Source organism: Streptomyces sp. NPDC111516 (assembly GCF_055635345.1).
Map to the genome: position 1 here is coordinate 1,146,142 of NZ_JBVKBV010000001.1, position 13,156 is coordinate 1,159,297.

Consider the following 13,156-nt stretch of genomic DNA (forward strand, 5'->3'; position numbering starts at 1 on the left):
GGCGGATGGCTATGTACGTTAGAACATAGGGGCGGGAGTGCGACAGCCCCTGCCCGAGGAGAAGGAGGAGGAGTGAACGCCATGAGTGACCCCACCGCGCCCGCGCGTTGCTGCATGCCCGGGGCCGGCAGCAGCGCTCTCGCGCGTACCGAGCTCTCACCCGCGCCGTCCGGGCGCGCGGCATCCCTGGAGGGGATGGTGCGGCTGCCCGGCGGCGAGTTCCTGATGGGCACCGAGGACGCGGAGGGGCTGCCGGGCGACGGGGAGGGGCCGGTGCGCGCCGTCCGGCTCGATCCGTTCCGTATCGACGCCTGCGCGGTGACCAATGACCGGTTCGCCGCGTTCGTCGCCGACACCGGGTACCGCACCGACGCCGAGCGCCTCGGCTGGTCGTACGTGTTCGCCGGCTTCCTGCCCGCCGCGCTGCGGCGTGGCGCCCCCCGGCCGCAGCGCGCTCCCTGGTGGTGCGGGGTCGAGGGCGCCACCTGGGACCGGCCCGAGGGGTACGGGAGCTCGGTCGTCGGACGGGGCGGCCACCCGGTGGTCCACGTGTCCTGGAACGACGCGGCCGCCTATGCGAGGTGGGCGGGCATGCGGCTGCCGACCGAAGCCGAATGGGAGTACGCGGCACGCGGCGGCCTGGAGCAGAAGCGCTACCCATGGGGCGACGCGCTGAACCCCGGCGGTGACTACCGCTGCAACATCTGGCGCGGCACCTTCCCCGCCAAGAACACCGCCGCCGACGGCTACCGGGGCACGGCCCCCGTCGACGCCTTCGAACCCAACGGCTTCGGCCTGTACAACATGTCCGGCAACGTCTGGGAATGGTGTGCCGACTGGTGGACCACCGACCACGGAACGGCCCGCCGGCGCACCAACCCGAAGGGCCCTGCCACCGGTACGGACAAGGTGATCCGTGGCGGGTCGCACATGTGCCATGCCTCGTACTGCAACCGCTACCGGGTCGCCGCCCGCACCGCCAATGGTCCTGACAGCTCCAGCGGCCACGCGGGTTTCCGATGTGTCGCGGACGTGTGAAGAGTCTTGACACGCTGCGGACGGGGGGTGAATCTGAGCAGGCATAGATTCCTTAGAACATAGGTAGGCGCGGATGCAGCTCGACTACGTGATCCTGGGCGCGCTGGCCCTGCGGCGGCTGTCCGGCTACGACCTGCGCCGCTGGATGGACGGACCGGGCCGGTACGTCGGCTACGGCGTGCAACTGCCGCAGATCTACCGGCGGCTGGGCAAACTGGTGGAGCGCGGCTGGGTCAGCTTCGACGTCGATCCGCGGGAAGGGCGCCCCGATGCCAAGGTGTACGAGCTGACCGAGGCGGGGCGTGCGGCGCTCCTGGAGTGGGCGCACTCGCCCTTCGAGCCGTCGTCGCGTCCGCTGGAAGCGGACTTCAAGCTGCGCCTGTTCTTCGCCGGCCAGCTCTCCCCGCAGATCGCGCTCGACATCGTCAGCACGGAGCTGGAGTACCGGCTCAAGCACCGCGCCCAGGAGCCCGTCCTGCCTCTTCCTGACCCCTACGAACCGCAGATCCCCGAGCTGGACGCCGACTGGGCCCGCGAGATCCACACCATGGCCCACGAACACGGTTACGCGTCCACGGCCGCGTTCATCGCCTGGCTCGAGCTGACCAAGGCCCGCCTGGAGGCGAGGCTCGGCCGCTGAAGCGGCGCCGCTACCCCAGACGCTCCCGCACGCCGGACCGCCCTGCGGCGACCGGCTGCCGAGTGCCCCCTGTCCTTTTCCCGGCCCGCCTTCAGGCGCCCCCTTGGCCTGCAGTCGCGCCCTGCCCTGGATTCCCGTACGCGCATCAGCGACGTCGACGTCGGCGTCGCTGATGGGCTACGCGCCGCCAAAAGGAGTCGCACCATGCCGGTAGAAACCGGGCCGCAGCCGCCCGCCGCGCAACCCCCCACAGCCGACGTGGCTCCCGCCGGCTCGCGAGCCGGGGCCGGCCGCTGGCGCCAGCTGGGGCTCTACGGCAGCCTGATGAGTGTCGACAACAGCGAGTCGAGCGTCATCTCTGTGCTGTTCCCCGCTCTGCGCAGCGCCTTCGGCCTGCCGCTGTCCGCACTGGGCGTCCTGTCCGCCGTCGGCAAGCTGACCGGCGGGGCGATGGGATCCGTCTGGGTGCTGGTCGCTCAGCGCTATTCCCGCAAGACCGTCCTTGCGGTGTGCTGCGGCTTGTGGGGCGTCTGGTCCCTCGGCGCGGGATGCGCCCAGAACTACGTTCAGCTCCTGATCCTTTATGCCATTGCCTCCGCCGGGGTCGCCGGTGGCGCACCGCTGATCAACGGCATACTCGCCGACCTCTTCGACGACTCGGAACGTGGCCGCGCGACCGGCCTGCTCTACGGCCTCGCGGCGATCGTCATGGGGGTGGCCGGCCCGCTGCTCGGGCTGGTGTCGGACGTGGAGGACGGCTGGCGGTACGGCTTCTTCGCGGTCGGCGGCCTCCAGATCGCCTTGGGCGTCCTGGTGCTGTTGTTCGGCCAGGACCCCGGGATCGGTGCGTCCGAACCCCAGTCCAACGGTCGGGGCACCCCCTCCCCGGCGGCACCCGGGCTCACCTGGTCGAAGGTGCGCGAACTCCTGGGAAACCGCACCCTCGTCCTGATCTGCCTGCAACGCCTGGTCAACAGCCAGCACGTGCTGATCGGCTTCGGGGTGACGTTCCTCGTCGACGTCCGCGGATTCAGCAACGCCCGCGCCGCCCTGGTGACCCTGCCGGTCGCCGTCTGCTACTTCCTCGGCACCGTCGTCGGCGGCATGGTCACCGACCGGATCCACCGCCGTCACCCCCGCGCGGGCCGCGTCGCCATGATGCAGACCGCCGTCGTCGGCTACGCCCTGGTCACCTACGCGGCCACCCAGATCGCCTGGACACCGCTCGCCGCGTACGCCGTGCTCTTCTCGGTGCTCGGCGCGCTCCAGGGATTCAACCCCGGCATCAACCGGCCCATCGTCATGTCGGCCACCGCGCCGGAACTGCGCAGCGCGGCATTCGCGCTGATGCTGGCCGCGGAGTCGGCCGGGTGGGCGGGCGTGACGCTGCTGGTCGGCTTCCTCGGCGACGCCGTCGGCCTCCAGGAGTCGTTCCTGTGGCTGGTCGTGGTCCTGATGCTGGTCAACGGCGCCCTGATCACCTTCCTCTACCGCAGCTATCCCCGTGACGTCGCGGCACTTCAGGCGGAACTGGACCGCCGCGCTTCGAGCCGAGCGGAGCGCCTGTGAACCGTCGTACGACCGAGGCCGTCAGTCCACCCGGATCCGAAAGGGACAGAGAACCGCACATGACCTCCCGCCCCAACTTCGTCGTCTTCATCCCCGACCAGCTGCGCGCCGACGCCGTCGGAGCGTTCGGCAACCCGCATGTCAGCACCCCGCACATGGACGCGCTCGCGGCCCGCGGAACCCGCTTCACCAACGCCTTCGTCCAGCACCCGGTGTGCTCGCCCAGCCGCGCCTCGATCCTCACCGGCTGGTACCCGCACACCGCTGGACACCGGACTCTGACCAACCTGCTCAAACCGCACGAGCCGAATCTGCTGCGGCTCCTCAAGGACGCCGGATACCACGTCACCTGGGCGGGCGCCCGTGGCGACACCTTCGCGCCCGGGGTCACCGAGGAGAGCGTGCACGAGTACGGCTTCTCGACCATGCCGACCATCGGGTACGGCGGGGACTATCCGGACGGCGTCTGGTCCCGCCTGTTCTACCGGGGCCGCGTGCCCGACGACGGCCGGATCGACCCTGACGAGGCCGCGGTCCGCACCGCCGAGCAGTGGCTCGTCGATCCGCCCGAACGTCCCTGGGTGCTGTTCGTGCCGCTGGTGGCGCCGCACTGCCCGTTCCAGGTCGAGGAACCCTGGTTCTCCCGGTTCGACCGCGCCGCCGTACCCGACCCCGCCGCCCCCGGCGACCCTTCCGCCGAACCGCGTTACATGCAGGCCATTCGTGAGCGCTACGGCCTCGGCCGGGTCACACCGCAACAGTGGCGCGAGGTCGTGGCCACCTACTACGGCATGGTCGCCCGCCTCGACGACCACCTGGGCCGGGTGATGCGGGCGGTCGCCGACACGGGCGCCGGGGACGACACGGTGACCCTGTTCTTCGCCGATCACGGTGAATACCTCGGTGACTACGGTCTGATCGAGAAGTGGCCCTCAGGGATGCACGACTGCATCACCCGCGACCCCCTGATCATCAGCGGTGGCGGATTCGGCGGGGGTCAGGTCTGCGACGAGATGGTGGAGATGATCGACATCCTGCCGACCGTCCTGGAAATGGCCGGAGTCGAAGCCCCCCACCGCCACTTCGGGCGCAGCCTGGTGCCGCTGCTGAGCGACCCGGACACCGGGCACCGGACGTACGCCTTCACCGAAGGCGGATTCACCGTGGAGGAGGAACCGCAGATGGAGCGCCCCGGCTTCCCCTACGATCTGAAAGCGGGGCTCCAGCACGAGGACCCCGCACTGGTCGGCAAGGCCGTCGCGGTACGGGACAAGGACTGGACGTACGTATGGCGGCTGTACGAGCAGCCCGAGCTGTACGACCGGACGAAAGGCCCCCACGAGCAGACCAATCTCGCGGGCCGTCCCGAATACGCCGAAGTCGAGCGGCGTATGCACGACGCTGTGCTGCGGTGGATGGTGGAGACCGCCGACATCATCCCCGCCGGACCCGACCCACGCCTCCCGCAGGTGGCGCTGCCGGCGCCCGCCTCTGGGGCCGCCTGAGAACCGGACCCGTCCGGCGACCGCGAACACACCGGTCGCCGGACGGCCCCGGTCAGCTCACTGCGCGGCCCAGGGAACCTGCGGCGCGCGGTAGTAGTTGATGCCGAGTGCGGAGAACCTCGGCCCCTGTGCGCCGAGTCGCACCTTGTACGCGTCCCAGTCGTGCGTGGCCGCGGGCGACCACCCGAGCTCCGCCACACCCGGCAGCCTCGGGAACGTCATCTGTTCGATCTCGTCGCTGTTGGTCAGGGTCTCCGACCAGAGCGGCGCCTCGACGCCGAGGATCGAACTCTCCGGGGAACCGTCCAGGTACGTCGCCGGGTTCCAGTCGTAACTGCGCTGGACGGAGACGTAACCGGCCCAGGCCAGGCCCAGCTTGGTGTCCTTGTCGTACTTCATGTCGAGGTAGGTCCGGTCCGCCGGGGACAGCACCAGCTTCGTGCCGTTCACGGCGGCGTCCGCCACCTGCTTGCGCTCGGCCGCGCCCGTCCGGTCATAACCCCAGTACTGGGCGACCGCGCCCTTGACCGGCGTACCCCCGGTCAGCTGGTGCCAGCCGATCACGGTCTTGCCGTACTTGCCGACGATGGCCTGTGCCTTGTCCATGAAGGCCACGTAGTCGTCGTGGCTGGTGGAGTGCGCCTCGTCGCCGCCGATGTGGAGGTACTTGCCGGGGGTGAGCGCGGCCAGCTCACGCACCACGTCGTCCACGAAGTCGTACGTGACGGCCTTCGGGACGCAGAGCGAGCTGAAGCCGACGTTCGTGCCGGTGTAGAGCGGCGGCGCGACGCCGTCGCAGTTCAGCTCCGCGTACGAGGCGAGAGCCGCGTTGGTGTGGCCGGGCAGGTCGATCTCCGGTACGACCTCCAGATAGCGGGAGGAGGCGTAGCGGACGATCTCCCTGTAGTCGCTCTTCGTGTAGTAGCCGCCGACGCCCCCGCCGACCTCCGTCTGCCCGCCGTATGTGGCGAGCCTCGGCCAGGAGTCGATGGCGATGCGCCAGCCCTGGTCGTCGGAGAGATGCAGATGGAGCTTGTTCATCTTGTAGAGGGCGAGCTGGTCGATGTAGCGCTTGACCTCGGCGACGGAGAAGAAGTGCCGGGAGACGTCCAGCATCGCGCTCCGGTACGCATAGCGCGGCGCGTCCTTGACCGTGCCGCCCGCGACCTTCCACGGGCCCGTCTGGCGGCTGTTCTGCTCCACATCCGCCGGAAGCAGCTGACGCAGCGTCTGGACGCCGTGGAAGAGACCTGCCGGGCCGCGCGCGGTGATGGTGACGGAGCCGGGGCTCGACTTCAGGGTGTAGCCCTCGGCGCCCGAACCTCTGTCGTGGGGGTCGAGCCGGAGCCGGATGCCGTCGCCGCCGCGGCCGGTGACCGGCAGGGCGTATCCGGTGGACGGGCGCAGCACGCCCGCCAGGTAGTCGCCGATCTTCCGGACCTCGCGGGAGTCGTCCTCGACACGGATCCTGGTGTTCGCGGTGATGGTGTACGGCGATCCGCCGGGCTTCACCTCGGCGGGGGCGGGCACCAGCTGCCCGAGCGGACGGGGTGAGGAGGAGGCGGCGGCCGGGTCGCTGCCCGCCGCCTGACTCGCCGACGCCGCGCCGACGCCGGAGATGCCGGCCGCTGTGACGAGCAGCAGCGAGCCGAGAAGACGGGGAAGGGCGGTGCGCTGTGTCCTGTGCAGTCTCACAAGCCGGGTCCCTTTCAACGGGTTCACACCTGTGGATCTCCTGACCGAACCTCACCATGCGTATCGTCTGCCCCACGCATGGTCAAGGTGTAGACCACTTCCCCGATATACGGCTGAGAGAATCTGCCTGCAGAAACCGGGTGATCACGTCGTCCCGCTCCGACCACGATGTGCTGCTGCGCGAGCTCGGCGAGCTTCGCCCGAAGCGTGCTCCGGAACACCCTCCGGGCCCACCTGAGAGCGCAATCACACTCACCCCTGCCCGATATCGGGCAGAATTGTTGCGTAAGCGCCCCGCCCACCGCAATATCAACGAGTGCTCGAACGCCGCCCGTCGCATGACGACCTCATCGATCACCTGGTGCGCAGCACCGCGCTCCAGCGCGGTGAAGCCGCCCGGGTGATTCTCGACGTGCTGGCGTACTTCGATGAGACGACCGACGACTTCGTCCGCCGCCGCCACCGTGAACTGCAGTCCGGCGGCCTGGTGAACGCGGAGATCTTCGAACGGATCGCGGCCGAGCTGCCGCACCGGGCGGTCGCGCCGCCGGAGCTCTCGCTCCGCCAGCTGCGCCGCATCGTCTACGGCTGAACAACGGGCACCACAGGTACGTCGATGGAGGGGCAGAGACTTTATGTGCGGAATCGTCGGATATATCGGAAAGCGTGATGTGGCTCCGCTGCTGCTGGAAGGGCTGCAGCGGCTGGAGTACCGGGGTTACGACTCCGCGGGCATCGTCATCACCGGCAAGGCGTCTGCCGGGAAGCCCGCCGCCTTGAAGATGGTCAAGGCGAAGGGCCGGGTCCGCGAACTGGAGGCCCGCATCCCCAAGCGCTTCGCCGGCACCACCGGTATCGCCCACACCCGCTGGGCCACCCACGGCGCCCCGAGCGACGAGAACGCGCACCCGCACCTGGACGCCGAGAACAAGGTCGCCGTCGTCCACAACGGCATCATCGACAACGCCTCCGAGCTCCGTGCGAAGCTCGTCGCCGACGGTGTCGTCTTCCTCTCCGAGACCGACACCGAGGTACTGGTCCACCTGATCGCCCGCGCCCAGGCCGAGACCCTGGAGGAGAAGGTCCGCGAGGCGCTGCGCTCGGTCGAGGGCACGTACGGCATCGCCGTCATGCACGCCGACTTCAATGACCGCATCGTGGTCGCCCGCAACGGCTCGCCGGTCGTGCTCGGCATCGGCGAGAAGGAGATGTTCGTCGCCTCCGACGTCGCCGCGCTGGTCGCCCACACCCGCCAGGTCGTCACCCTCGACGACGGCGAGATGGCCACCCTCAAGGCCGACGACTTCCGTACGTACACGACGGAGGGCTCGTCCACGACGGCCACGCCGACCACCGTGGAGTGGGAGGCCGAGTCGTACGACATGGGCGGCCACGACACGTACATGCACAAGGAGATCTCCGAGCAGGCCGACGCCGTCGACCGGGTGCTGCGCGGCCGCATCGACGACCGGTTCTCCACCGTGCACCTGGGCGGTCTCAACCTGGACGCCCGTGAGGCGCGTGGGGTCCGCCGGATCAAGATCCTGGGCTGCGGCACCTCGTACCACGCGGGCCAGATCGGCGCCCAGCTCATCGAGGAGCTGGCCCGCATCCCCGCGGACGCCGAGCCCGCCTCCGAGTTCCGCTACCGCAACCCGGTCGTCGACCCCGACACCCTGTACGTCGCGGTCTCCCAGTCCGGTGAGACGTACGACGTGCTGGCCGCGGTCCAGGAGCTCAAGCGCAAGGGCGCACGGGTCCTCGGTGTGGTCAACGTGGTCGGCTCGGCGATCGCCCGGGAGGCCGACGGCGGTACGTATGTGCACGCCGGCCCCGAGGTCTGTGTCGTCTCCACCAAGTGCTTCACGAACACGGTCGTCGCGTTCGCGCTGCTCGCCCTGCACCTGGGCCGGATCCGGGATCTGTCGGTCGCCGACGGCAAGCGGATCATCGAGGGCCTGCGCAGGCTGCCCGCCCAGATCGCCGAGATCCTCGAGAACGAGGACGAGATCAAGAAGCTGGCAGCGGAGTACGCGGACGCCAAGTCGATGATGTTCATCGGCCGGGTGCGCGGCTACCCCGTCGCCCGGGAGGCCTCGCTCAAGCTCAAGGAGGTCTCCTACATCCACGCGGAGGCCTACCCCGCCTCCGAGCTGAAGCACGGGCCGCTGGCGCTGATCGAACCCGCGATGCCGACGGTCGCGATCGTGCCGGACGACGACCTGCTGGAGAAGAACCGCGCCGCGATGGAGGAGATCAAGGCCCGCAGCGGCCGGATCCTCGCGGTCGCGCACCAGGTCCAGGAGAAGGCCGACCACACCATCGTCGTGCCGAAGAACGAGAACGAGCTGGACCCGATCCTGATGGGCATCCCGCTCCAGCTCTTCGCGTACCACACGGCACTGGCCATGGGCCGTGACATCGACAAGCCGCGCAACCTGGCGAAGTCCGTCACCGTCGAGTAGGCATCCCCGCCGGGCTGTGCCCGGCAGAGTGGCCCCGCACCCACCGCCACCGCGGGTACGGGGCCACTCCCGTTCGGGCCGGTACGTCCCCTTGCCCCACCGGCCCGGTCGCTGCCTCAGCCGGTGGCCGTCACCCGTCGGCCGGCAGCACGGCCCGGCAGCGCCGTGGGCCAGTTGGCCAGCGCCGCCGTCGCCCCGTACCAGGCGGCGAGACCGGACACCGCGGCGAGCCAGCCGCCCGCCTTGGCCAGGCTCCCGCTGTCCGCGAACTGCCCGACGCCCAGGAGCACAAGCGCCAGGAACAGCAGCGCGTACGTTCCCCGGTCGAGCAGACCGCCACCGGCCGCGCCGAGGGTCAGGCTGAGCGCGAACAGGGCCCAGAGCAGCAGGAACAGCCCTGCCGCATGGCTGGAGACATGCGCGTCGGCGCCGGTGCCCCAGGTGAACCAGAAGGCGCCCAGTCCAGCGAAGGCCGTGCCGGTGAAGCCGCTTCGCGCGCGGAACTCCAGGAGACCGGCGACGAACAGGGCGATACCGCCGACGTACAGCGCGAGCGAAACGGCGTCGGCCGCCGTCACGCCGTCCACGACGCCGGTGTGACCGATGCCGAACGCCAACAGGGTGAGTCCCAGGGCGAGATGGCCGAGGGTAGCGGTGCTGGTGCTTCCCGCAGAGACGTCATTGTCCACGGCGGGCTCCCTTCACATGCAGTGGTCCTGCTTCCCAGTGACCCTTATGTACCCTTCACAAGCGCACAATCCACCTCTGCGCCTCGATGGATTGCCGGTTTCCACAGGCGAGTTGACGCCACGTCGGCCGCAGAGACCAAAGCCGGTGACGGAGGTGACGGCTGGGGCGTTCGGGACGGGGAACGTTCAGGGAATGACGACGACCGGGCGCTGTGCGCGCCGCGCGAGGCGCCCCGCCACCGAGCCGAAGATGCGGCCGACGATGCCGTGCGTGGAGCCGACGACGATGGCGTCGGCCGAGTACTCCCGGCCGACCTCCTCCAGTTCGTGGCAGATGTCCCCGCCGCGCTCGACGAGCACCCAGGGAACCTCGGAGAGATAGTCCGCGCAGGCGAGCTCCAGGCCGAGCACCTCGGTGCGGTGATCGGGCACATCGACGAAGACGGGCGGCTCACAGCCCGCCCAGACCGTGGTCGGCAGCCGATTGGCGACATGGACGATGATCAGGCCGGAACCTGATCTTCGGGCCATGCCGATGGCGTATGCGAGGGCGCGCTCACTGGAGGTCGAGCCGTCGAAGCCGACCACCACCCCATGCCGGAAGGCGGGGTCGCAGGAATGACGTGTTTCTTCGACCGCCTGCGGGTCCGACATGTGGTCGGCTACCTGCTTGCGGTCGGCGGGTTCGGGGATTTCGTGACCGGCCATCGGTGTCTCGGCGAAGAGAGTCCTCGTGAGGAGAGCGACGTGGGGAAGGTGCTTCTGCGGGCGGTGTTGCGGTGTCCGGGAATCATCTTCCCAACCCCTTACCCCCAAGGGTACGGCGCCACTCCTCCACTGCCCAGACCCGCGCAGAGCGCGTGCGACGTTTCACGGAGCATGCCCGAGGCGAACCCGTATGGCAATGCCGGTTGCGCTGTACATCGACGCCGCCGGAACGGGACGGCTCCGACGAGTGACCGACCGGTCCGTATCCGTAACCTCCTCCGCACGGCCGGGAACCGCCGCACCCCCGGAGGGATCACCGCTCCACCACCGACCGTCGGCCCGGCGTCCGCTCCCCGGGGAGGGCGCGTCGCGTCCATCCCGCCCCGTCCACCCCGTCCGGGCGCCTTCGCCGGCCAACGGACCGATACCGGCCCGCCGGTCGGGATCCGGCTGCCGTCGCGGGCGCCGCGCCATTCCGTACGATCGGCCGTCCGACCTGCTCGGGGCGCAAAGAAGCGGCCGCCCATCGGGGGTGTGCGCCGGTTCACTGACTGAATCACGTATGCACAACCATCTATTTTCAGCCAACTTCACACCCCTGTCGCTTCCTTGCCGAATTGGCCGATCAACCCCCTTGCCACCAGGCAGGAAGAGACCGCGCGGTACGCTTCCACCCGGCGGGGACGGGCCATCAAGGCGAGACGCCCTTCCCTGCACGGCCGCTGAGTGAAACCCTTCGTGATCGAATGCTTCCCGCCAAGTTGCCTTGTCGACATAACGCCGGTTGGTGAACTTGTCACGCCGGCACCACGGGACGCAGTAGATTCGATCTTGGGTAGACGGGGGTCTCGTGCAGGACCGAGGGGAAACGTGCAGGAGCGACAGGCCCGTAAGGACCAGGGAGACGTGAACACCGAGGGGGGCTTAGCGTCATGAGCCAGGACTCCGCCGCCGCAACGGAGGCTGTACGGAAGCTCAGTGGACGACGACGACGCGAAGTCGTCGCCGTGCTGCTGTTCAGCGGCGGCCCCATCTTCGAGAGCTCGATCCCGCTCTCCGTGTTCGGAATCGACCGTCAGGACGCGGGAGTTCCGCGCTACCGACTCCTCGTCTGCGGCGGGGAAGAGGGGCCGCTGCGGACCACCGGGGGACTCGAACTCACCGCACCCTACGGGCTGGAGGCGATCAGCAGGGCCGGCACCGTCGTGGTGCCCGCCTGGCGTTCGATCACCTCCCCGCCGCCCGCGGAGGCACTGGACGCGCTGCGCCGCGCCCACGAAGAGGGGGCCCGCATCGTCGGGCTGTGCACCGGGGCGTTCGTACTCGCCGCCGCCGGTCTGCTGGACGGCCGCCCGGCGACCACGCACTGGATGTACGCACCGACGCTGGCCAAGCGCTATCCGTCGGTCCACGTCGATCCGCGCGAGCTCTTCGTCGACGACGGCGATGTGCTCACCTCCGCCGGGACAGCGGCCGGGATCGACCTCTGTCTGCACATAGTCCGCACGGACCACGGCACGGAGGCCGCCGGGGCACTGGCCCGGCGGCTCGTCGTGCCGCAGCGGCGCAGTGGCGGTCAGGAGCGCTACCTCGACAGGTCTTTACCAGAGGAGATCGGCTCCGACCCGCTCGCCGAGGTCGTGGCCTGGGCGCTGGAGCATCTCCACGAGCAGTTCGACGTGGAGACGCTGGCCGCGCGCGCCTACATGAGCAGGCGGACCTTCGACCGCAGGTTCCGCTCACTCACCGGCAGCGCACCGCTCCAGTGGCTGATCACCCAGCGTGTGCTGCAGGCGCAGCGGCTGCTGGAGACGTCCGAGTACTCGGTCGACGAGGTCGCGGGCCGCTGCGGCTTCCGCTCGCCGGTCGCGCTGCGCGGGCACTTCCGGCGCCAGCTGGGCTCCTCCCCCGCCGCGTACCGGGCCGCCTACCGGGCCCGTCGCCCGCAGAGCGGCGGCACGGAGGTCCTCGCGCCGGCGAACGAGCCGATCGTGCCCGCTCAGGGCACCTCGGCGACCCTGCGGGCCACGCCCGCGGCCGCCCAGCCGGGTCCGCACGCCGTCACGTCGGCGACGGTCGGGGCGGGACAGCCGGAGGACGGGAAACCGGGCCCCGACGCGTACGCCGCCGGGCGCCCGACCCTGCCGGGTCAACGGAGTGCCCCGTAGGCTGGGGGCCATGAACGACCGCATGGTGTGGATCGACTGCGAGATGACCGGGCTCTCGTTGACGGAAGACGCACTCATCGAGGTGGCCGCACTGGTCACCGACTCGGAGTTGAACGTGCTCGGCGAAGGGGTGGACATCGTGATCCGCCCGCCGGACGCGGCCCTGGAGACGATGCCCGAGGTGGTGCGCCAGATGCACACCGCCTCGGGCCTCCTCGACGAGCTCGCCGGTGGCACCACTCTGGCCGACGCCGAGGCCCAGGTGCTGGCCTACGTCCGCGAGCACGTGAAGGAGCCCGGCAAGGCCCCGCTCTGCGGAAACTCGGTCTCCACCGACCGCGGCTTCCTGGCGCGGGACATGTCGGCCCTGGAGACCTACCTCCACTACCGGATCGTCGACGTGTCGTCGATCAAGGAGCTGGCGCGCCGCTGGTACCCGAAGGCCTACTTCAACAGTCCGGCCAAGAACGGCAACCACCGGGCGCTCGCGGACATCCGTGACTCCATCACGGAGCTGCGCTACTACCGCGAGGCGATCTTCGTGCCGCAGCCCGGGCCGGACTCGGAGCACGCCAGGACGATCGCGGCACGGGTCGCGCCGCCCGCGCCGTAGGAGTCTGTGAAGCCGCTGGTCATAGGCCTTTCGGGGGCCAGGATCAGCGGCTGAACAACCAGGGCG

General features: G+C 69.8%; 11 protein-coding genes. 8 read left to right on the forward strand and 3 right to left on the reverse strand.

What is annotated here, in order from left to right; all coding sequences use genetic code 11:
* Positions 1–81: 81 nt before the first annotated feature.
* The 4 genes from ACZ7L9_RS05260 (at position 82) to ACZ7L9_RS05275 (ending at position 4,752) form a co-directional block, all read left to right on the forward strand.
* Positions 82–1,038: a formylglycine-generating enzyme family protein gene (locus ACZ7L9_RS05260; RefSeq protein WP_471412620.1), complete on the forward strand. Its 957-nt coding sequence runs from the start codon at positions 82–84 to the stop codon at positions 1,036–1,038.
* 73 nt (positions 1,039–1,111) lie between these two features.
* On the forward strand, positions 1,112–1,678 hold the full coding sequence (locus ACZ7L9_RS05265) for a PadR family transcriptional regulator (protein WP_471412622.1): 567 nt from the start codon (positions 1,112–1,114) through the stop codon (positions 1,676–1,678).
* Positions 1,679–1,882: 204 nt separating this feature from the next.
* Positions 1,883–3,247: an MFS transporter gene (locus tag ACZ7L9_RS05270; RefSeq protein ID WP_471412624.1), complete on the forward strand. Its 1,365-nt coding sequence runs from the start codon at positions 1,883–1,885 to the stop codon at positions 3,245–3,247.
* 59 nt (positions 3,248–3,306) lie between these two features.
* On the forward strand, positions 3,307–4,752 hold the full coding sequence (locus tag ACZ7L9_RS05275; RefSeq protein WP_471412625.1) for a sulfatase-like hydrolase/transferase: 1,446 nt from the start codon (positions 3,307–3,309) through the stop codon (positions 4,750–4,752).
* Between the two features lie 57 nt (positions 4,753–4,809).
* Here the strand turns inward: ACZ7L9_RS05275 and ACZ7L9_RS05280 are convergent, their stop codons facing one another.
* On the reverse strand, positions 4,810–6,447 hold the full coding sequence (locus tag ACZ7L9_RS05280; RefSeq protein ID WP_471412627.1) for a beta-N-acetylhexosaminidase: 1,638 nt from the start codon (positions 6,445–6,447) through the stop codon (positions 4,810–4,812).
* Between the two features lie 316 nt (positions 6,448–6,763).
* On the opposite strand from ACZ7L9_RS05280, the gene ACZ7L9_RS05285 reads away from it, so the two are divergent.
* Positions 6,764–7,039 carry a hypothetical protein gene (locus ACZ7L9_RS05285; RefSeq protein WP_072489218.1) on the forward strand — a complete coding sequence of 92 codons (276 nt, stop codon included), beginning with the start codon at positions 6,764–6,766 and terminating at the stop codon, positions 7,037–7,039.
* A 43-nt stretch (positions 7,040–7,082) separates the two neighbouring features.
* Positions 7,083–8,912 carry a glutamine--fructose-6-phosphate transaminase (isomerizing) gene (gene glmS / locus ACZ7L9_RS05290; RefSeq protein ID WP_471412628.1) on the forward strand — a complete coding sequence of 610 codons (1,830 nt, stop codon included), beginning with the start codon at positions 7,083–7,085 and terminating at the stop codon, positions 8,910–8,912.
* Between the two features lie 116 nt (positions 8,913–9,028).
* Here glmS and ACZ7L9_RS05295 read toward each other — a convergent pair whose 3' ends face one another.
* Both ACZ7L9_RS05295 and ACZ7L9_RS05300 read right to left on the reverse strand, forming a co-directional pair.
* The gene (locus ACZ7L9_RS05295) at positions 9,029–9,601 is read right to left on the reverse strand and encodes an acetate uptake transporter (RefSeq protein WP_471412630.1); all 573 of its coding nucleotides are present in this window, start codon (positions 9,599–9,601) and stop codon (positions 9,029–9,031) included.
* 186 nt (positions 9,602–9,787) lie between these two features.
* Entirely contained in the window at positions 9,788–10,309 is a 522-nt protein-coding gene (locus ACZ7L9_RS05300; protein WP_093900388.1) for a universal stress protein, read from the reverse strand.
* 932 nt (positions 10,310–11,241) lie between these two features.
* Between ACZ7L9_RS05300 and ACZ7L9_RS05305 the strand changes: the two genes are divergently transcribed.
* Positions 11,242–12,477 carry a helix-turn-helix domain-containing protein gene (locus tag ACZ7L9_RS05305; protein WP_471412631.1) on the forward strand — a complete coding sequence of 412 codons (1,236 nt, stop codon included), beginning with the start codon at positions 11,242–11,244 and terminating at the stop codon, positions 12,475–12,477.
* A gap of 10 nt (positions 12,478–12,487) precedes the next feature.
* Complete coding sequence (gene orn, locus ACZ7L9_RS05310; RefSeq protein ID WP_471412632.1) at positions 12,488–13,090, forward strand: oligoribonuclease; 603 nt, start codon at positions 12,488–12,490, stop codon at positions 13,088–13,090.
* The last annotated feature ends 66 nt before the right edge of the window (positions 13,091–13,156 follow it).

Excerpts from the sequence above, each read along its gene's own strand:
- ACZ7L9_RS05300 (WP_093900388.1), bottom strand. The coding sequence starts at position 10,309 with ATGGCCGGTCACGAAATCCCCGAACCCGCCGACCGCAAGCAGGTAGCC.
- ACZ7L9_RS05275 (WP_471412625.1), top strand. The coding sequence starts at position 3,307 with ATGACCTCCCGCCCCAACTTCGTCGTCTTCATCCCCGACCAGCTGCGC.
- ACZ7L9_RS05270 (WP_471412624.1), top strand. The coding sequence starts at position 1,883 with ATGCCGGTAGAAACCGGGCCGCAGCCGCCCGCCGCGCAACCCCCCACA.
- glmS (WP_471412628.1), top strand. The coding sequence starts at position 7,083 with ATGTGCGGAATCGTCGGATATATCGGAAAGCGTGATGTGGCTCCGCTG.
- ACZ7L9_RS05260 (WP_471412620.1), top strand. The coding sequence starts at position 82 with ATGAGTGACCCCACCGCGCCCGCGCGTTGCTGCATGCCCGGGGCCGGC.
- ACZ7L9_RS05305 (WP_471412631.1), top strand. The coding sequence starts at position 11,242 with ATGAGCCAGGACTCCGCCGCCGCAACGGAGGCTGTACGGAAGCTCAGT.
- ACZ7L9_RS05265 (WP_471412622.1), top strand. The coding sequence starts at position 1,112 with ATGCAGCTCGACTACGTGATCCTGGGCGCGCTGGCCCTGCGGCGGCTG.
- orn (WP_471412632.1), top strand. The coding sequence starts at position 12,488 with ATGAACGACCGCATGGTGTGGATCGACTGCGAGATGACCGGGCTCTCG.